The following is an 18,136-nucleotide window of genomic DNA, read 5'->3' on the forward strand; positions in this document are numbered from 1 at the left end:
CATGGGTGCGCGCAGCAAGGCCAGGAAGCGGGCCGTCGACGTCCTCTACGAGGCCGAGGCCCGCGAGGTGGACCCCGTCACGCTCATCTCCGAGCGGGTCGGGTCCACCGAGGTCGCCCCGGTCAACGACTACACGATCACCCTGGTGGAGGGCGTGCGCGACAACGCGCCCCGGATCGACCAGCTGATCTCCGAGCACGCCGAGGGCTGGAACCTCAACCGGATGCCCGCGGTGGACCGCGCCATCCTGCGGATCGGCCTCTACGAGCTGCTCTGGGCCGCCGACGTGCCCGACGCGGTCGCCATCGACGAGGCGATCGAGCTGGCCAAGACGCTGTCCACGGACGACTCCCCGCGCTTCGTCAACGGGGTGCTCGGCCGCATCGCCGGGATCGCCGGGCACCTGCGGGCCTCGCTCAACGGTTAGCACCCGCGCCGGCACCGAAACCCACGAGGCACCCGTGAGCCACTGGCTCGCGGGTGCCTCGTCGTGGTGCCTGCTCCGGGTCAGTCCACTCAGTCCTCTTTCGAGGGCCTGGCCTCGGGCGGGAGCACGCCCCAGTCGATGAGCTGCTCGGTCAGCTCGCCGGGGGTCATGTCGTAGATGATCGCCAGCGACCGCAGGTCCTCGGTGCGGATCGAGAGCACCTTGCCGTTGTAGTCACCGCGCTGGCTCTGGATCGTCGCGGCGTAGCGGGCCAGTGGGCCCACCTTGTCCGCTGGTAGCTGCTGGAGCCGTTCGAGGTTGATCACGATCTTCGTCGCCGGTTCGGCCCCGGACGGGACCCGGCCCTCGGGCAGCAGTTCCGCCACCGGCACGCCGTAGAAGTCGGCCAGCTCCGCCAGCTTCTGGACCGTCACCGCTCGGTCGCCGCGCTCGTAGGAGCCGACGACGACCGCCTTCCAGCGACCGCCGGACTTCTGCTCGACGCCGTGCAGCGACAAGCCCTGCTGCTGGCGGATCGCGCGGAGCTTGGCGCCCAGCGCCTTGGCGTAATCGCCCATGTGGCGGTTCTCCGTTCGTTCGCCCCGTCGGCAGGCACCAGTTGCCGCAGGGAACATCACATCCAATACGGAGAGTAATGGTTGCCGCTCGAACTCACCAGGTCAAGCTGATCTCACTGCGGCAGGCGGGCGAGTAGTGACACACCACTCGGACGGCTGATCGCGAGTTCTTGATACGGTCTCGGGTGGCTGGGCAAAAGCCCTGCTAGACGTCCTTTAAGGACCCGTCCAGTGAGGCGGGGAAGGAGGTCCCTTCCGTGGCGTCACCTTCCGGTGCCGCGGCGGACCCGGCCGAGCGGCGCGAGCTGCTGTCGGCCGGGGATGTCGCGCGCACTGTTGCCCGGATGGCCCACCAGGTCATCGAGAAGACCGCGTTGGACGCGGCGGACCACGAGTCGGTGGTGCTGCTCGGCATCCCCTCGCGGGGCGCCCCGCTCGCCGCGCGGCTCGCCGAGAAGATCGAGGAGTTCAGCGGCGTCAAGGTGCCGGTCGGCGCCCTCGACGTGACGCTCTACCGCGACGATCTGCGCCGCAAACCCGCGCGCCCCCTCGAGCACACGCAGCTCCCGGAGTGCGGAGTGGACGATCGGCTCGTCGTCCTCGTGGACGACGTTCTGTTCTCAGGTCGCACGGTCCGCGCCGCGCTGGACGCCCTGCGCGACCACGGCCGCCCCCGCGCGGTGCAGCTGGCCGTGCTGGTCGACCGGGGCCACCGCGAACTCCCGATCCGCGCGGACTACGTCGGCAAGAACGTGCCGACCGCGCGCAGCGAGGACATCGCGGTCCACCTGTCCGAAGTGGACGGTGACGACGGTGCCTTCCTGAGCCAACACCGTCTGAGCCAGGGGGGCTCGCGGTGAAGCACCTGCTCTCCGCCGCGGACCTGGACCTGGACACCGCCACCGCCGTTCTCGACACCGCCGCCGAGCTCAAGGCCACGCTGCTCGGCCGCGAGGTGCGCAAGCTGCCGACGCTGCGCGGCCGCACGGTGATCACGATGTTCTACGAGAACTCCACCCGCACCCGCGTCTCCTTCGAGATCGCGGGCAAGTGGATGAGCGCGGACGTGATCAACGTCTCCGCCAGCGGGTCCTCGGTGAACAAGGGCGAGTCCCTGCGCGACACCGCGCTCACGCTCTCCGCCGCGGGAGCCGACTGCGTGATCGTGCGGCACCCGGCATCCGGTGCGGCGCACCGGCTCTCGGGCTGGCTGGGCCACACCGGCACCGGCGTGATCAACGCGGGCGACGGCACGCACGAGCACCCCACGCAGGCGCTGCTGGACGCGGCGACCTTGCGGGAGCGCCTGGGAGATCTGCGCGGCAGGCGGATCGGGATCGTCGGCGACATCCTGCACAGCCGGGTCGCGCGGTCGAACGTCCACCTGCTGACCACGTTGGGCGCCGAGGTCGTTCTCGTCGCACCGCCCACGCTCGTGCCCGCCGGGGTCGAGGCGTGGAAGGTGCCCGTGTCCTACAACCTGGACGCGGAGCTGCCGGGGCTGGACGCGGTGATGCTGCTGCGCGTGCAGGCCGAGCGCATGCACGGCGGGTTCTTCCCGTCAGCGCGCGAGTACTCGATCGCCTACGGGCTCAACGAGAACCGCATGAAGCTGCTGCCGGAGCACGCCGTCGTGCTGCACCCGGGGCCGATGCTGCGCGGCATGGAGATCTCCTCCGCCGTGGCCGACTCCGAGCGTGCGGCGATCGTGGACCAGGTGTCCAACGGCGTGCACGTTCGGATGGCTGTGCTTTATCACTTGCTTGTCGGAGAAGGGAATGCGCTGTGAGCGCGCTGCTGAGGGGGGTTCTCCTCTACGGCGAAGGAGAGCCCGTCGACGTCTTGATCGAGGACGGTGTGATCTCGCGGATCGGCGCCGGGCTCGACGAGGGCGACGCCGAAGTCATTGAGGCGCAAGGGAAAGTCCTGCTGCCCGGGTTCGTCGACCTGCACACGCACCTGCGCGAGCCGGGGCGTGAGGACACCGAGACCATCGCGACCGGCTCGGCCGCCGCGGCGCTCGGTGGCTACACCGCCGTGTTCGCCATGGCCAACACCGATCCCGTCGCGGACACGCAGCTCGTCGTGGAGCACGTGTGGCGCAAGGGCCAGGAGGTCGGCCTGGTCGACGTCCACCCGGTCGGCGCGGTCACGGTGGGGCTCAAGGGCGAGAAGCTCGCCGAGCTCGGCACGATGGCCCGATCCACCGCCGGGGTCAGGGTTTTCAGCGACGACGGGCACTGCGTGCACGACCCGCTGCTGATGCGCCGCGCGCTGGAGTACAGCAAGGCACTGGACGCGGTGATCGCCCAGCACGCCGAGGAGCCGAAGCTCACCGTGGGGGCGCAAGCGAACGAGGGCGAGGTCGCCTCGCGGCTCGGGCTCGCGGGCTGGCCCGCCGTCGCCGAGGAAGCGATCGTCGCGCGGGACTGCCTGCTGGCCAAGCACACCGGCGGTCGGCTGCACGTCTGCCACGTCTCCACCACCGGCACGGTCGACGTGCTGCGCTGGGCGAAGGCCCGTGGCACCGGGGTCTCGGCCGAAGTGACGCCGCACCACCTGCTGCTGACCGACGAGCTGCTGGCGAGCTACGACCCGGTCAACAAGGTCAACCCGCCGCTGCGGACCTCCGTGGACGTCCAAGCCCTGCGGGCCGCGCTCGCCGAAGGCGTCGTCGACTGCGTCGCCACCGACCACGCCCCGCACGCGCCGCAGGACAAGGACTGCGAGTGGTCGAGCGCGCGGCCGGGCATGCTGGGCTTGCAGACCGCGCTTTCGGTTGTGGCACAGACGATGGTGGTCACCGAGCTGCTGGACTGGCGCGGCGTGGCGCGGGTGATGAGCGAGCGCCCCGCGCAGATCGCCGGACTGCCCGACCAGGGCCGCCCGCTCGCCGAGGGAGAGCCCGCCAACCTGGCGCTGGTCGACCCCGACGCGCGGTGGACGGTGCGCGGCGCGGACTTCGCCAGCATCTCCGACAACACCCCGTTCGAGGGCATGGAACTGCCCGCCCGGGTGGTCCTCACCATGCTGCGCGGGCGGATCACCGCGCACGAGGGAAAGGTGTGCGGCTGATGCGCGCCCTGCTCACCCTGATCGTCGTCGGCCTGCTGGTGCTGAGCCTGCTGGCGATGCTGCGCGGCTGGCGCTACCGGGCCCGCCGCCAAGCCGCCGTGATGCCCGGCTTCTTCGCCCAGCCCACCAGCATCGGCGCGGACCTGCTGCCGCCGCTCAAGGGCGTCTACGTGGGAACCGTGGACGCCAGGGACTGGCACGACCGCATCGCCGTCGGCGACATCGGCCACCGCGCCGAGGCCACCGCGCGGCTGACCGCCGAGGGACTGCACGTCGAGCGCGTCGGCGCGAGTCCACTGTGGATTCCCGCGCAGACCTTCCGCGGCGCCCGCTCGGCCAGGGGCCTCGCGGGCAAGGCCATGGGCATCAAGGGCGTGCTCGTGCTGACCTGGGCGCTCGACGAGAACTGGCTGCTGGACACCGGGTTCCGAGGCGATGACCGTTCGGTTTACCCCGAGTGGGAGGCCGCCTTGCAGACTATGACCCCGAATCACGACCCCGAGAGGAACTCGGCGCGATGAGTTCTCGCACCCCCGCTGTCCTGGTGCTGGAGGACGGCAGAAGCTTCCGAGGCGAGTCCTACGGGGCGCTCGGCCGCAGCCTCGGCGAGGTGGTCTTCTCCACCGCCATGACCGGCTACCAGGAAACCCTGACCGACCCCTCCTACCACCGCCAGATCGTGGTGCAGACCGCGCCGCAGATCGGCAACACCGGCTGGAACGACGAGGACGACGAGTCCGAGCGCATCTGGGTCGCGGGCTACGTCGTGCGCGACCCCGCGCGCGTGCCCTCGAACTGGCGCTCCGTCCGCTCCCTCGACGAGGAGCTGACCAACCAGGGGATCGTCGGGATCTCCGGTGTGGACACCCGCACGCTCACCCGGCACATCCGCGAGCGCGGCGCCATGCGCGCCGGGGTCTTCTCCGGTGACGCCGTCGCCGACCTCGACCAGCTGCTGGCCGAGGTCCGCCAAGCGCCGGAGATGGCGGGCTCCGATCTCGCCCGCGACGTCACCACGGCCAAGCCCTACGTGGTCAAGGCCGACGGCGAACGCCGCTTCACCGTCGCCGCGCTGGACCTCGGCATCAAGTCCAACACCCCGCGCATGATGGCCGCGCGCGGCATCGAGGTGCACGTGCTGCCGCTCGGGTCCACTGTGGACGACGTGCTCGCGGTGTCCCCGGACGGCGTGTTCCTGTCCAACGGCCCGGGTGACCCCGCCACCCAGGACCACGCGGTCGCGCTCACCAAGGAGTTCCTGAGCCGCCGCCTGCCGCTGTTCGGCATCTGCTTCGGCAACCAGGTCCTCGGCCGCGCACTGGGCCGGGGCACCTACAAGATGCGCTACGGCCACCGGGGCATCAACATCCCGGTGATCGACGTGGCCACCGGCAAGGTCGCCATCACCGCCCAGAACCACGGCTTCGCCGTCGAGGGCACCCCCGGCGAGCGCTTCGACTCCGAGTTCGGCGCCGCCCAGGTCAGCCACTACTGCCCCAACGACGACACGGTCGAAGGACTGCGCTGCCTGGACGTTCCGGCGTTCAGCGTGCAGTACCACCCGGAGGCCGCCGCGGGTCCGCACGACGCCGCGCCCCTGTTCGACCAGTTCGTCGAGCTCATGGACGGGAAGAAGTAGATGCCCAAGCGCACTGACATCAAGCACGTCCTCGTCATCGGCTCCGGTCCCATCGTGATCGGCCAGGCGTGCGAGTTCGACTACTCCGGGACCCAGGCCTGCCGCGTGCTGCGCGAGGAGGGCCTGCGGGTCAGCCTGGTCAACTCCAACCCGGCGACGATCATGACCGACCCGGAGTTCGCCGACGCCACCTACGTCGAGCCGATCACCGTCGAGTTCGTCGAGAAGGTCATCGCCGCCGAGCGCCCCGAGGCCATCCTGGCCACCCTGGGCGGGCAGACCGCGCTCAACACCGCGGTCGCCCTGCACGAGCGCGGGGTGCTGGAGAAGTACGGCGTCGAGCTGATCGGCGCCGACATCGACGCCATCCAGCGCGGCGAGGACCGGCAGAAGTTCAAGGACATCGTCGCCACCATCGGCGGCGAGACCCCGCGCAGCCGCGTGTGCCACTCCATGGAGGAGGTCCGCGAGACCGTCGCCGAGCTGGGCCTGCCCGTGGTCATCCGGCCCAGCTTCACCATGGGCGGCCTCGGCTCCGGCATGGCGCACACCCCCGAGGACCTGGAGCGCCTGGCCTCGGTCGGCCTGGCGGAGAGCCCGGTCACCGAGGTGCTCATCGAGGAGAGCGTGCTCGGGTGGAAGGAGTACGAGCTCGAACTCATGCGCGACCGCAAGGACAACGTGGTCGTGGTCTGCTCCATCGAGAACATCGACCCGATGGGCGTGCACACCGGTGACTCGGTGACCGTGGCCCCGGCGATGACGCTGACCGACCGCGAGTACCAGCACATGCGCGACGTCGGCATCGACGTGCTGCGCGCGGTGGGCGTGGACACCGGCGGCTGCAACATCCAGTTCGCCATCCACCCGGAGACCGGCCGCATGGTCGTCATCGAGATGAACCCCCGGGTGTCGCGGTCGAGCGCGCTGGCCTCCAAGGCCACCGGCTTCCCGATCGCCAAGATCGCCGCGAAGCTGGCCATCGGCTACACCCTGGACGAGATCCGCAACGACATCACCGGCGAGACCCCGGCCAGCTTCGAGCCGACGCTGGACTACGTCGTGGTGAAGGTGCCGCGCTTCGCCTTCGAGAAGTTCCCCGGCGCCGACCCCGAGCTGACCACGACGATGAAGAGCGTCGGCGAGGCCATGTCCATGGGCCGCAACTTCCCCGAGGCGCTGGGCAAGGTCCTGCGCTCGATGGAGACCAAGGCCGCGGGCTTCTGGACCGTGGCGGACCCGGACGTGACGCTGGAGCAGACGCTCGAAGCGCTGAAGAAGGGCCACGACGGGCGGCTCTACACCGTCGACCGCGCGCTGCGCATGGGCGCCACCGTCGAGCAGGTTTGCCAGGCATCCGGAATCGACCCGTGGTTCGTCGACCAGATCGCCGCGCTCATCGAGCTGCGCCAGGAGATCGAGACGGCCCCGGTGCTCGACGAGCCGCTGCTGCGCCGCGCCAAGCGCAACGGCCTCTCCGACCGGCAGCTCGCCGCGCTGCGCCCCGAGCTCGCGGGGGAGGACGGCGTGCGGGTGCTGCGGCACCGGCTCGGCGTCCGCCCGGTCTTCAAGACCGTGGACACCTGCGCGGCCGAGTTCGCCGCGAACACGCCGTACCACTACTCCGCCTACGAGCTGGACCCCGACGCGGAGTGCGAGGTCGCCGAGCAGCGGGAACGGCAGAAGGTGCTGATCCTGGGCTCGGGGCCGAACCGGATCGGCCAGGGCATCGAGTTCGACTACTCCTGCGTGCACGCGGCCATGGCGCTGCGGGCCGCTGGGTTCGAGACCGTCATGATCAACTGCAACCCGGAGACGGTCTCCACCGACTACGACACCTCCGACCGCCTCTACTTCGAGCCGCTGACCTTCGAGGACGTCCTGGAGGTCGTGCACTCCGAGCAGCGCTCCGGCACGGTCGCGGGCGTGATCGTGCAGCTCGGCGGGCAGACCCCGCTGGGGCTGGCGCAGCGGCTGGCCGACGCGGGCGTGCCGATCGTGGGCACCTCGCCGGAGGCCATCCACCTCGCCGAGGAGCGCGGCGCGTTCGGCGACGTGCTCACCGCCGCCGGGCTGCCCGCGCCGAAGTACGGCATGGCCACCTCCTTCGAGGGCGCCAAGCGGATCGCCGACGAGATCGGCTACCCGGTGCTCGTGCGGCCCTCCTACGTGCTCGGCGGGCGCGGCATGGAGATCGTCTACGACGAGGACACCCTGGCCGGCTACATCGCCAGGGCCACCGAGGTCAGCCCGGAGCACCCGGTGCTGGTCGACCGCTTCCTGGACGACGCCATCGAGATCGACGTGGACGCGCTCTGCGACGGCCAGGAGGTCTACCTCGGCGGCGTCATGGAGCACATCGAGGAGGCCGGCATCCACTCCGGCGACTCGGCGTGCGCGCTGCCGCCGATCACCCTCGGCCGCACGGACCTGGAGGCGGTCCGCCGCACCACCGAGGCGATCGCCAGGGGCATCGGCGTGCGCGGCCTGCTCAACGTGCAGTACGCGCTCAAGGACGACGTCCTCTACGTGCTGGAGGCCAACCCGCGCGCCTCGCGGACCGTGCCGTTCGTCTCCAAGGCCACGGCGGTCCCGCTGGCCAAGGCGGCGGCCAGGATCGCGCTCGGCGCCAAGATCTCCGAGCTGCGCGACGAGGGCCTGCTGCCCGCCAAGGGCGACGGCGGCGACCTGCCGGTGTCGGCCCCGGTGGCGGTCAAGGAGGCCGTGCTGCCCTTCCACCGCTTCCGCACCCCGGACGGGCGCGGCGTGGACTCGCTGCTCGGCCCGGAGATGAAGTCCACCGGCGAGGTGATGGGCATCGACGCCTCCTTCGGTAAGGCATATGCCAAATCGCAGGCGGCTTCGTACGGGTCTCTGCCCACCAGCGGCCGGGTCTTCGTCTCGGTGGCCAACCGCGACAAGCGCGCGATGATCTTCCCCGTCAAGCGGCTGGCCGACCTCGGCTTCGAAGTTCTTGCCACCGACGGCACGGCCGAGGTGCTGCGGCGCAACGGCATCCCGTGCACGGTGGTGCGCAAGCACTTCGAGGGCGAGCAGAACGTCGTCGACACGATCCTCGCCGGTGAGGTCGACATGGTGATCAACACTCCGTACGGCAACCACGGGCCCCGCCTCGACGGCTACGAGATCCGCACGGCGGCCGTCGCCAGGGACATCCCGTGCGTCACCACGGTCCAGGGCGCGGCTGCCGCCGTGCACGGCATCGAGGCCCTCATCAGGGGAGACATCGGAGTGCGGTCGCTGCAGGACCTCCAGGCGGCGGTCCGCGAGGCCCGCGCGTGAGCCCCCGTCCCTTCGGTGCTCGCCTCGTCACAGCGGTCTCCGAGCGGGGACCGCTGTGCGTGGGCGTCGACCCGCACCCGGCCCTGCTGGAGTCTTGGGGACTCGCCCAAGACGTCGGAGGTCTGGAGCGGTTCGCGCTGACCGCCGTGGAGGCGCTGGCGGGCACCGTGTCGGTGATCAAGCCCCAGTCGGCCTTCTTCGAGGCCCACGGTTCGCGGGGCGTCGCCGTCCTGGAGCGGGTCATCGCGGAGTCCCGGCAGGCCGGTGCCCTGGTCCTGTTGGACGTCAAGCGGGGTGACATCGGGTCAACCATGTCGGCGTACGCCAATGCCTACTTGGACGATTCCTCGCCGCTGGCGGCCGACGCGGTCACGCTCTCACCCTTCCTCGGCTTCGGTTCTCTGGAGCCCGCGCTGAGCCTTGCCGAGCGCACCGGGCGGGGGGTGTTCGTGCTCGCCAGGACGTCCAATCCGGAGGCTCTGCCGGTGCAGACCGCGGCGCTGGACGGGGACGGCCGCAGCATCGCCCAAGCCATGGTCGACGAGGCCGCCGCGCGCAATTCCGGCGCCGATCCGCTGGGCTCGGTCGGGCTCGTCGTCGGCGCGACCGTCGGCCGGACTGGACTGGACTTTTCGCAGGTCAACGGGCCTTTGCTGGCTCCGGGCATCGGTGCCCAGGGCGCGAGCGGCGCGGATCTGAGAACGGTCTTCGGAGATCAGATCGCGCACGTTCTGCCGACCACTTCCCGCGACGTTCTCCGGCACGGTCCCGGCGTCTCGGAAGTGCGTTCGGCGGCTTTGCGCGCGAGTGCCGCGATAGCCGCTTCGCTGCGTGTCTGAGAGTGTCCGGGCAGCCCCGAAAGGGCTTCGGAAAACCGTGCGGGGACCCCTCTGGCAAGAGGGGTTGTTTCGGCTCGCGTACGAAATGTGTGATGTAGGAGATCCGGGGCCTTGTAGCGGGTCAGTAGCGGTGAAGGCGCCGGTACTGGTAGTACTTGCGCCCGGTGCCGAGCGTTTGGCGGGAATGTCGTGCGGGTGATACCGCTTTCACGGGCATTCACGGCTAACGTTCGTTGACCGTCCGCCAGCAGGAGGACAACCCGAATGGGTAGTCATCCTCGGGACTGATGTCGAATGTGGGACACGGCGGACACTGTCGCTAGAGCGAGTCGCTGGAGACGTGTTCGGATGTGACCCGCGTTGTGTCCTGTCAGACCCGGTCGGTACGGTCGCCGCACCGTTCCTACTGGATAGAACCCCCACCCCACGGAGGATGATCGTGGCCCTTCCCCAGCTGACCGAGGAGCAGCGGGCTGCAGCGTTGGAGAAGGCGGCTGCTGCTCGTCGCGTTCGCGCTGAGCTCAAGGAGCGCCTGAAGCGCGGTGGCACCAACCTCAAGGAGGTGCTGACCTCCGCGGAGAGCGACGAGATCCTGGGCAAGATGAAGGTCTCGGCGCTGCTGGAGGCCCTTCCCGGCGTCGGCAAGGTCCGCGCCGCCCAGATCATGGAGCGCCTGGAGATCGCCAACAGCCGTCGTCTTCGTGGTCTCGGCGACCGTCAGCGCAAGGCGCTGCTCGCGGAGTTCAGCGCAGAGTGACCGCGGAGCGGCCGGGGCCGGACGACAGCGCCATCGTCGTCCGGCCCCGGCTCACCGTCGTCTCGGGCCCTTCCGGCGTCGGCAAGTCCAGCGTGCTGGCCGAGGTGCGCCGGATGGCCCCGGACCTGTACTTCAGCGTGTCGGCGACGACGCGGTCCCCGCGCCCCGGCGAGGTCGACGGGACCCACTACCACTTCGTCGACCGCGACTGGTTCCACCGCATGATCGACTCCGGCGAGATCCTGGAGCACGCCGAGTACGCGGGCAACCACTACGGCACGCCCCGCGCGCCGGTGCTGGCCGCGCTGGAGGCGGGCCGCCCGGCCGTCCTGGAGATCGAACTCCAGGGAGCCCGGCTGGTCCGGGAGGCGATGCCCGAGGCCCGGCTGGTCATGCTGATGCCCCCGTCCTGGGAGGTGCTCGTCGACCGGCTCACCGGGCGCGGCACCGAGGACGAGGCGGTTGTGGAGCGCAGGCTCCAGGTCGCGCGCGAGGAACTGGCGGCCGCCGAGGAGTTCGACCACCACGTGGTCAACGCCGACGTGCGTCAAGCCGCCGCCGACTTGGTAAACTTGATGGTCGGCCCGGCCGCACCCAGTACCGCACCGAGTACGGCGGCCCCGTCCCGGGACTAGGCCGCACCCCGGATTTGCAGACTTTTGGAGCAATCTCAGTGACGATCCCCGCAGAGCTGGGCGCGCTCGCGCAGCCGATCACCGGCGCCGAGGGCATCACCAACCCCCCGATCGACGACCTGCTCGAGAAGGTCAGCTCGAAGTACGCCCTGGTGATCTACTCCGCCAAGCGCGCGCGGCAGATCAACGACTACTACGCCCAGCTCGGCGAGGGCCTGCTGGAGTACGTCGGCCCGCTGGTGGAGCCGGGTCCGCGCGAGAAGCCGCTGTCGATCGCGCTGCGCGAGATCCACGCCGGGATGCTTGAGCACACCGAAGGCGAGTGAGTAACACGGACGGGACCCGCCCTCGGGTCGTTCTCGGCGTCGCCGGTGGGATCGCCGCCTTCAAGGCGTGCGACCTGCTGCGCAGGCTGACCGAGACCGGTCACGAGGTGCGGGTCGTTCCGACTTCGGCGGCGTTGAACTTCGTCGGCGCGGCCACCTTCGAGGCGCTCTCCGGCAACCCCGTGCACACCGGCGTCTTCGCCGACGTGCCCGAGGTGCCGCACGTGCGCCTCGGCCAGAACGCCGACCTGGTCGTGGTCGCGCCGGCCACCGCCGACCTGCTGGCCAAGGCCGCGCACGGGCTGGCCGACGACCTGCTGACCAACACCCTGCTGACCGCGCGCTGCCCGGTGCTGCTGGTCCCGGCGATGCACACCGAGATGTGGGAGCACCCGGCGACCAGGGCCAACGTGGCGCTGCTGCGCGAGCGGGGCGTGATCGTCGCCGAACCCGCGAGCGGGCGGCTGACCGGCAAGGACAGCGGCAAGGGCCGCCTTCCCGAGCCCGCCGAGATCGCCGAGCTGTGCCGCCTGCTGCTGGCCCGCCGCGACGCGCTGCCCCGCGACCTCGACGGCAGGCACGTGGTGATCTCCGCCGGTGGTACCCGCGAGCCGCTGGACCCGGTGCGCTTCCTGGGCAACCGCTCCTCGGGGCGGCAGGGCTTCGCGCTCGCCAGGGTCGCCGCGCAGCGCGGAGCCACCGTGACGCTCGTCGCCGCGCACACCGCCGACCTGGCCACGCCCGCCGGGGTGGACCTGGTGCGGGTCGGCACGGCGCTGGAGCTGCGCGAGGCGGTGCGCACCGCGGCCAAGACCGCCGACGTGGTGGTGATGGCCGCGGCCGTCGCGGACTTCCGCCCGGTGGCCACGGCCGAACACAAGATCAAGAAGTCGGACGACCGGCCGGACCCCGTCGTGGAGCTGACCCGCAACCCCGACGTCCTCGCCGAGCTGGTTGTACACCGTTTCCCTGGACAGCTCGTCGTGGGTTTCGCGGCCGAGACCGGGGACGCCGAGGGCACGCCGCTGGAGCACGGCCGGGCCAAACTGGCCCGAAAGGGCTGTGACCTGCTGGTCGTCAACGCCGTCGGCGACGGGCGGGCCTTCGAGGTCGAGCAGAACTCCGGCTGGCTGCTCAGCGCGCAGGACGCGGGCGCGGTGGCCACCGAGCTCCCACTTGGTGGGAAAGCTGAACTCGCGGCTCTGCTCTGGGACGCTGTGAGCAAGAAGCTTGAATACGTCCCGTCAGGCGGCTCCGGCCGCGAAGTACGCTGACGCAGCCCTTTCGAGGGACGCCGAAAGACCTGGGACAGCAGAGCCCTGCGACGCCAGAGCCCATCTACCGAAGCTGAACTTTCTCAGGAGAACACCGTGACGCAGCAGAGCCGCAGACTCTTCACCAGCGAGTCCGTGACCGAGGGTCATCCGGACAAGATCTGCGACGCCATCAGCGACTCGATCCTGGACGCGCTGCTGGCCAAGGACTCGCGCTCCCGCGTCGCGGTGGAGACCCTGATCACCACCGGCCAGGTGCACGTCGCCGGTGAGGTGACCACCGAGGCCTACGCCGACATCCCCTCGATCGTCCGCGAGAAGATCCTGGAGATCGGCTACGACTCCTCGGCCAAGGGCTTCGACGGCCACTCCTGCGGCGTCAACGTCGCGATCGGCTCGCAGTCCGCGGACATCGCCCAGGGCGTGGACACCGCGCACGAGACCCGGGTCGAGGGCGCCGAGGACGACATCGACAAGCAGGGCGCGGGCGACCAGGGCCTGATGTTCGGCTACGCCTGCACCGACACCCCCGAGCTGATGCCGCTGCCGATCGCGCTGGCGCACCGGCTGTCCAAGCGGCTGACCGAGGTCCGCAAGAACGGCACGCTGCCGTACCTGCGCCCGGACGGCAAGACGCAGGTCACCATCGAGTACGCGGGTGACCAGCCGGTCCGCCTGGACACCGTGGTGCTCTCCAGCCAGCACGCCGCCGACATCGACCTGGAGCAGATGCTCGCCGTCGACGTCCGCGAGCACGTGATCGCCCCGGAGATCAACGAGCTGAAGCTGGACACCAGCGACGTGCGCGTGCTGGTCAACCCGACCGGCCGCTTCGTCATCGGCGGCCCCATGGGTGACGCCGGACTGACCGGCCGCAAGATCATCGTCGACACCTACGGCGGCATGGCCCGCCACGGTGGCGGCGCGTTCTCCGGCAAGGACCCGTCGAAGGTGGACCGCTCGGCCGCCTACGCCATGCGCTGGGTCGCCAAGAACGCGGTCGCCGCGGGCCTGGCCTCCCGGATGGAGGTCCAGGTCGCCTACGCCATCGGCAAGGCGGCCCCGGTCGGCCTGTTCGTGGAGACCTTCGGCACCGAGAACATCGACCCGGCCAAGATCCAGGCCGCCATCAGCCAGGTCTTCGACCTGCGCCCGGCCGCGATCATCCGGGACCTGGAGCTGCTGCGCCCGATCTACGCGCAGACCGCCGCCTACGGCCACTTCGGCCGCCCCGAGCTGGAGCTCCCGTGGGAGCGCCTGGACCGCGTCGACGCCCTCAAGAACGCCGCGGGCGTGTGATTGAAGTACTTCCCGTTGAGGCGGCCGAACTGCTGTTCGGCCGCCTCGCGGCATGTCTGGGTCCCGCCGCGCTCGACATCGGCTCAGGCTCGGGGTACCTCGCTGCGGAGATCGCCGCGCGGGGGGGTCCGCTTCGAGCTGACCGACGTCGAGGACTGGCGGCAGGTGCCCGTTCCCGGCTCGACCTTCACCAAGGCCAGCGCGACCGCGTTGCCGCACGCCTCGGGCTCCGTCGCCGGTGTGCACATCGCGCGCGTGCTGTTCCACATCGCCGAGTGGCGGAGCGCGCTCGCGGAGATCGCGCGCGTGCTCGCTCCCGGCGGCCGCGTGTGCCTGTCGCTGGGCTGGCCGCTCTACACCGGGCCGCTGCGCGAGCTGTCCAACGCCTTCTACGACCGCGCTTCGGAGGCCGGGCTGCCCCGCGACGACGTGCGCGCGGACATCTCCGGCCCGGACCAGGTCGCTGCCGCGCTGACCGATCTGGGGCTCGTGGCGGAGGACCCGATCGAGGTCTCCGGCACGCTCTCGATCACCCCTCGCGAGGTGATCGCCGACTGCGTGGCCGTGGCCGACCGCTGGCGCCCCGCTCAGGACCTGGGCTCTCTCCCCACCCTGGGCGCCTCCGTTCTCGCCGACTCCCCGTTGCCCGCCGACACCCCCGTCCCCCAACCCCGCACCGTCCGCTACCTGGTCTTCCGCCGTCGCTAACCCCTTCGGCGCCTGCTGAAGTCATGCATCGGCCTGGGTGGTCCGGGGTTCGGGTGCTCCCCATCGGCGAGCTTGATCGCTACGGTGGTGCGTCACGAAAGAGCTGGGGCGGGTGGACGTTGGGGCCAGCGGAGCGGGAACTGCGGCGGCTCGGGCTGCGCTACGCGGGTGTCGTTCGCACGGTCGTGATCGCGACGTGCAGCGTGCTGTCGCTGCTCGCGGTCAGCCCGGACGCGGTGCCGGTGACCCTGGCGGTCGCGGTGGGGCTCAACGCCTGGAACGCGGTGTACGTGCGCCTGCCGCGCGGACCTGTGGTGATCGCGGCGGACGCGGTGGTGCTGGCCGGGGTCTGCCTGGCGCAGCCGTGGGTGGTCCAGGGCGAAGCGCTGTACAACGGCACCAGTTGGGTGCTCGTGGTCGTGTCCATCGTGGTCGTCACGCACCAGTGGCACGTGCGCGCGCTCGTGTCGGCGCCGGTGACGGTGTTCCTGGTGGCGGCCTACCTCCTCGGCGCCGCGCTGGCCGCTCCGACGCGCTGGCCGGAAGCGCTGCCGTTGGCGCTGTGGATGCTCGTCGAGGCCGCGTTGTCGTACGGGCTGTACATGTTCGTGCGGCGCGGTGGGCGGAGGACGGACCGGGCGACGGCGGCTCAGGAGCTGGCCCGCAGGCAGTCGGCGATCGCCTCGGCCGTGCGCGCTGACGAGCGCGTGCACCTGGCGAACCTGCACGACACCGCCGCGGCGACGTTGCTGATGGTCGGAGCCGGAGTGCTCGACGGGCACGCGACGTGGCTGGCGGAGCAGGCCGCGCGGGACCTCGACGTGCTCAGCGGCTCCGGGCTGCCGAGCACCACCGCGGGCGATGTGGATCTGGTGCGGCTGCTGGAGGACGTCATCGAGCAGAGCCCGCTGCGCGTGGACTGGCGCGGCACCGCCGGGCTCGCGGTCCCCGCCGTGGTCGCGGTGGCGGTGTGCCGGGCGACGCGGGAGGCGCTGAACAACGTGGCGAGGCACTCCGGCGTGCTCAACGCGCTGGTGCGGGTGTCGTCGCGGCGCAACGGCGGTGTGGTGGTGGAGGTGCTCGACAGCGGATGCGGGTTCGAGCCCGAGCACGTGCCACCGCAGCGGCGCGGGCTGACGCACTCGCTGGTGGAACGGCTGAAGGCGGTCGGAGGGCGCGCGGTGATCGCGAGCAGTCCTGGCGCGGGCACGAGCGTGCGGCTGGAGTGGCCGCGTGCTTGACCTCGCCGCACCCGCCACGGCCGCGACGGCGGTCCCCGAGAGCACGTCGCCGGAGCGTGCCGCCGCGCACATCCTGCGCGGACTGCGCCTCGCGGTCGCCGCCATCACGCTGGCCGTCCTCTTCGGACTGAGCCTGCCGATGCTGTTGGTGCACATGGGCGTCTACCGCCCGGCATGGGTTCAGCTCGGCGCGCTCGCGGTGTTCGTGGTGATCGCGTTGGGCTTCGGTGCCCTGGCGTGGCTGGAGATCACACCCGGCCGGTGGCGCTGGCCGTTGGCGGGGGCGGTGTTCCTCGTCTCGATCGTGGCGACGGCGGCGGTGCCCGCGCCCCACCTGATCGGGCAGGCGCACTGGTCGTTCGGGCCGCTGGGGTGGATGGCGGTGCTGCTGACGCTGGACCTCGGCGCGCGCCCGCTCGCCGCCCTGCTGGTCACCCACTACCTCATCACGGTGGGGCAGGTGGCGATCGCCGGGCAGACCGATCGCGCCACCCTCGTCGGCATGGCGGTGCAGACGGTCATCGTGTGGGGTTTCCAGCTCGCCGTCGGGCACGCGGCGACGTTGCTGCGGCGCTCCGCCGAGGACGCGGCGCGGATCGCCGAGCACGAGGAGAAGCTGCGCACGGAAGAGGCTGTGGCGCAACGGCTGCACGCCGAACAGCGGCTGCGCTACACGGCGCTGGCCACCACGACCGCGCCGCTGCTCGCCGGGCTGGCGACCGGGGCGCTGAACCCGGAGGACGAGCGGGTGCGCCGCTCGTGCGCGTTGGAGGCGGCGAGGATGCGACGGTTGTTCGCCGAGGGCGACGACGTGCCGGACCCGCTGGTGCACCAGCTCCAGGCGTGCATCGACCTGGTGGAGCGCAACGGGATCACGGTGTCGCTCGCGGTGCGGGGGGAACGCCCCGCGCTGAGCAAGCAGGTGCGTCGCGCGCTGACCGAGCCGGTGCTCGCCGTGCTCGTCGCGACCACGCGCACGGCCCGGGTGACGGTGGCGGGATGGCCGGACCGGGTGTCGGTCAGCGTCGTCTCCGACTGCCCCGACACCACGCAGGTGACCGCGGTGGGCTGCCCCGGGCTCGGCATGACGACGATGACCGACGAGGGCCGGATGTGGGTCGAGGTGACGTGGCGGGCATGAGCATCACGGTGGTGGTGATCGACGACCACCCGGCCATCGCGGCCGGGGTGCGGGTGTGGTGCGCGTCGGCCAACCCGCCGATCAAGGTGGTCAGCACGGGGGTGAACGTGCGCGCGGCCTGGCTGGAGCCCGGCTCGCTGGCCGACGTCGTGGTGTTCGACCTCCAGCTCGCCGGGGGCACGCCCGCCTTCGGGGACCTGCGCCGGCTCGTCGACGACGGCCGCAAGGTGGTCGTCTACACCATGCGCGACGACCCCGACACCGCGCTGGCCTGCCTGGACATCGGCGCGAGCGGCTACGTGACCAAGGCCGAGGGCGAGAAGCACCTCGTCGGCGCCGTTCGGGCCGCCGCGCACGACCTGCCGTACACCACGCCCGCGCTGGCCGGGGCGCTCGGCACCGACAGCAGGGGACACCGGCCGAAGCTCGCGCCGCGCGAGGTGGACGTGCTCATCGAGTGGTTCCACTGCGAGTCCAAAGAGATGGTGGCGCGCAAGCTCTCGCTGTCCGTGCGCACGGTCAACTCCTACATCGACCGCGTGCGGGTGAAGTACGCCAACGCCGGGCGCGACGCCCCGACCAAGGCGGCCCTCGTGGCGCGCGCCATCCAGGACGGCCTGATCGACGTCTCCGACCTCTGAGGACGCCGAGGTCCGCCGGGGTTTGCCGGTCTTCAAGACCACCGAACCCCCGTTCTGGCGGTCGTCAACGGTGGTGAACCCCGCTTCGGGTGGCGTCTGTCGGTGGGTTCGGGGCTGCCCGGTCAGCCGTGGGTTTGCTGCGGTTGGAGACCGCCGCGGGTGGGGTTTGCCGGTCTTGAAGACGCCTGTACCGGCCGGGGGTTCGGGGTGGTGAACCGCTGGCGGGTGGAGCGGGCGTCGGTGGGCTCTGGTA

18 protein-coding genes are annotated in these 18,136 nt (G+C 71.1%); 17 read left to right on the forward strand and 1 reads right to left on the reverse strand.

What is annotated here, in order from left to right; translation table 11 throughout:
• Window position 1: 1 nt before the first annotated feature.
• Window positions 2-427, forward strand: a complete 426-nt coding sequence (gene nusB, locus ABD798_RS13815; RefSeq protein WP_344874580.1) for a transcription antitermination factor NusB — start codon at window positions 2-4, stop codon at window positions 425-427.
• Between the two features lie 89 nt (window positions 428-516).
• Here nusB and bldD read toward each other — a convergent pair whose 3' ends face one another.
• Window positions 517-1,005, reverse strand: a complete 489-nt coding sequence (gene bldD, locus ABD798_RS13820) for a transcriptional regulator BldD (RefSeq protein ID WP_030430051.1) — start codon at window positions 1,003-1,005, stop codon at window positions 517-519.
• Between the two features lie 257 nt (window positions 1,006-1,262).
• On the opposite strand from bldD, the gene pyrR reads away from it, so the two are divergent.
• The 16 genes from pyrR to ABD798_RS13900 all read left to right on the forward strand — a co-directional run bounded on the left by pyrR (window position 1,263) and on the right by ABD798_RS13900 (window position 17,883).
• Window positions 1,263-1,865, forward strand: coding sequence for a bifunctional pyr operon transcriptional regulator/uracil phosphoribosyltransferase PyrR (pyrR, locus tag ABD798_RS13825; protein WP_344874583.1), 603 nt, complete (start codon window positions 1,263-1,265; stop codon window positions 1,863-1,865).
• On the forward strand, window positions 1,862-2,794 hold the full coding sequence (locus ABD798_RS13830; protein WP_344874585.1) for an aspartate carbamoyltransferase catalytic subunit: 933 nt from the start codon (window positions 1,862-1,864) through the stop codon (window positions 2,792-2,794). Before pyrR ends, ABD798_RS13830 begins: the two co-directional genes overlap by 4 nt.
• On the forward strand, window positions 2,791-4,080 hold the full coding sequence (locus tag ABD798_RS13835; RefSeq protein WP_344874587.1) for a dihydroorotase: 1,290 nt from the start codon (window positions 2,791-2,793) through the stop codon (window positions 4,078-4,080). Before ABD798_RS13830 ends, ABD798_RS13835 begins: the two co-directional genes overlap by 4 nt.
• Window positions 4,080-4,601: a PH-like domain-containing protein gene (locus tag ABD798_RS13840; RefSeq protein ID WP_344874588.1), complete on the forward strand. Its 522-nt coding sequence runs from the start codon at window positions 4,080-4,082 to the stop codon at window positions 4,599-4,601. The genes ABD798_RS13835 and ABD798_RS13840 overlap by 1 nt, the downstream gene beginning before the upstream one ends.
• Complete coding sequence (gene carA, locus ABD798_RS13845; protein ID WP_344874590.1) at window positions 4,598-5,719, forward strand: glutamine-hydrolyzing carbamoyl-phosphate synthase small subunit; 1,122 nt, start codon at window positions 4,598-4,600, stop codon at window positions 5,717-5,719. The genes ABD798_RS13840 and carA overlap by 4 nt, the downstream gene beginning before the upstream one ends.
• The gene (gene carB / locus ABD798_RS13850; RefSeq protein WP_344874592.1) at window positions 5,720-9,022 is read left to right on the forward strand and encodes a carbamoyl-phosphate synthase large subunit; all 3,303 of its coding nucleotides are present in this window, start codon (window positions 5,720-5,722) and stop codon (window positions 9,020-9,022) included. It abuts the gene before it with no gap.
• Window positions 9,019-9,861 (forward strand): orotidine-5'-phosphate decarboxylase, encoded by an 843-nt coding sequence (pyrF, locus tag ABD798_RS13855; RefSeq protein WP_344874594.1) that lies wholly within the window; start codon window positions 9,019-9,021, stop codon window positions 9,859-9,861. The genes carB and pyrF overlap by 4 nt, the downstream gene beginning before the upstream one ends.
• A gap of 439 nt (window positions 9,862-10,300) precedes the next feature.
• Window positions 10,301-10,618, forward strand: coding sequence for an integration host factor, actinobacterial type (gene mihF / locus ABD798_RS13860; RefSeq protein ID WP_030430043.1), 318 nt, complete (start codon window positions 10,301-10,303; stop codon window positions 10,616-10,618).
• Entirely contained in the window at window positions 10,615-11,253 is a 639-nt protein-coding gene (gene gmk / locus ABD798_RS13865; RefSeq protein WP_344874596.1) for a guanylate kinase, read from the forward strand. The genes mihF and gmk overlap by 4 nt, the downstream gene beginning before the upstream one ends.
• Window positions 11,254-11,291: 38 nt before the next feature.
• Window positions 11,292-11,579 carry a DNA-directed RNA polymerase subunit omega gene (gene rpoZ / locus ABD798_RS13870; RefSeq protein WP_052407405.1) on the forward strand — a complete coding sequence of 96 codons (288 nt, stop codon included), beginning with the start codon at window positions 11,292-11,294 and terminating at the stop codon, window positions 11,577-11,579.
• Window positions 11,576-12,853: a bifunctional phosphopantothenoylcysteine decarboxylase/phosphopantothenate--cysteine ligase CoaBC gene (gene coaBC / locus ABD798_RS13875; protein ID WP_344874599.1), complete on the forward strand. Its 1,278-nt coding sequence runs from the start codon at window positions 11,576-11,578 to the stop codon at window positions 12,851-12,853. The genes rpoZ and coaBC overlap by 4 nt, the downstream gene beginning before the upstream one ends.
• Before the next feature lie 96 nt (window positions 12,854-12,949).
• Window positions 12,950-14,152, forward strand: a complete 1,203-nt coding sequence (gene metK, locus ABD798_RS13880) for a methionine adenosyltransferase (protein ID WP_344874601.1) — start codon at window positions 12,950-12,952, stop codon at window positions 14,150-14,152.
• Window positions 14,153-14,317: 165 nt separating this feature from the next.
• Window positions 14,318-14,860: a class I SAM-dependent methyltransferase gene (locus ABD798_RS13885; protein ID WP_344874603.1), complete on the forward strand. Its 543-nt coding sequence runs from the start codon at window positions 14,318-14,320 to the stop codon at window positions 14,858-14,860.
• Between the two features lie 53 nt (window positions 14,861-14,913).
• Entirely contained in the window at window positions 14,914-16,101 is a 1,188-nt protein-coding gene (locus ABD798_RS13890; RefSeq protein ID WP_344874605.1) for a sensor histidine kinase, read from the forward strand.
• Window positions 16,094-17,242 carry a hypothetical protein gene (locus tag ABD798_RS13895; protein ID WP_344874607.1) on the forward strand — a complete coding sequence of 383 codons (1,149 nt, stop codon included), beginning with the start codon at window positions 16,094-16,096 and terminating at the stop codon, window positions 17,240-17,242. Before ABD798_RS13890 ends, ABD798_RS13895 begins: the two co-directional genes overlap by 8 nt.
• Window positions 17,239-17,883: a response regulator gene (locus ABD798_RS13900; RefSeq protein WP_344874609.1), complete on the forward strand. Its 645-nt coding sequence runs from the start codon at window positions 17,239-17,241 to the stop codon at window positions 17,881-17,883. Before ABD798_RS13895 ends, ABD798_RS13900 begins: the two co-directional genes overlap by 4 nt.
• Window positions 17,884-18,136: the final 253 nt, after the last annotated feature.

Source organism: Allokutzneria multivorans (assembly GCF_039537405.1).
In the GTDB taxonomy this organism is placed as follows: Bacteria; Actinomycetota; Actinomycetes; order Mycobacteriales; family Pseudonocardiaceae; genus Allokutzneria; species Allokutzneria multivorans.

Coding starts and splice junctions, on each gene's coding strand:
- carB (WP_344874592.1), top strand. CDS start 5,720: ATGCCCAAGCGCACTGACATCAAGCACGTCCTCGTCATCGGCTCCGGT.
- bldD (WP_030430051.1), bottom strand. CDS start 1,005: ATGGGCGATTACGCCAAGGCGCTGGGCGCCAAGCTCCGCGCGATCCGC.
- carA (WP_344874590.1), top strand. CDS start 4,598: ATGAGTTCTCGCACCCCCGCTGTCCTGGTGCTGGAGGACGGCAGAAGC.
- nusB (WP_344874580.1), top strand. CDS start 2: ATGGGTGCGCGCAGCAAGGCCAGGAAGCGGGCCGTCGACGTCCTCTAC.
- ABD798_RS13840 (WP_344874588.1), top strand. CDS start 4,080: ATGCGCGCCCTGCTCACCCTGATCGTCGTCGGCCTGCTGGTGCTGAGC.
- ABD798_RS13900 (WP_344874609.1), top strand. CDS start 17,239: ATGAGCATCACGGTGGTGGTGATCGACGACCACCCGGCCATCGCGGCC.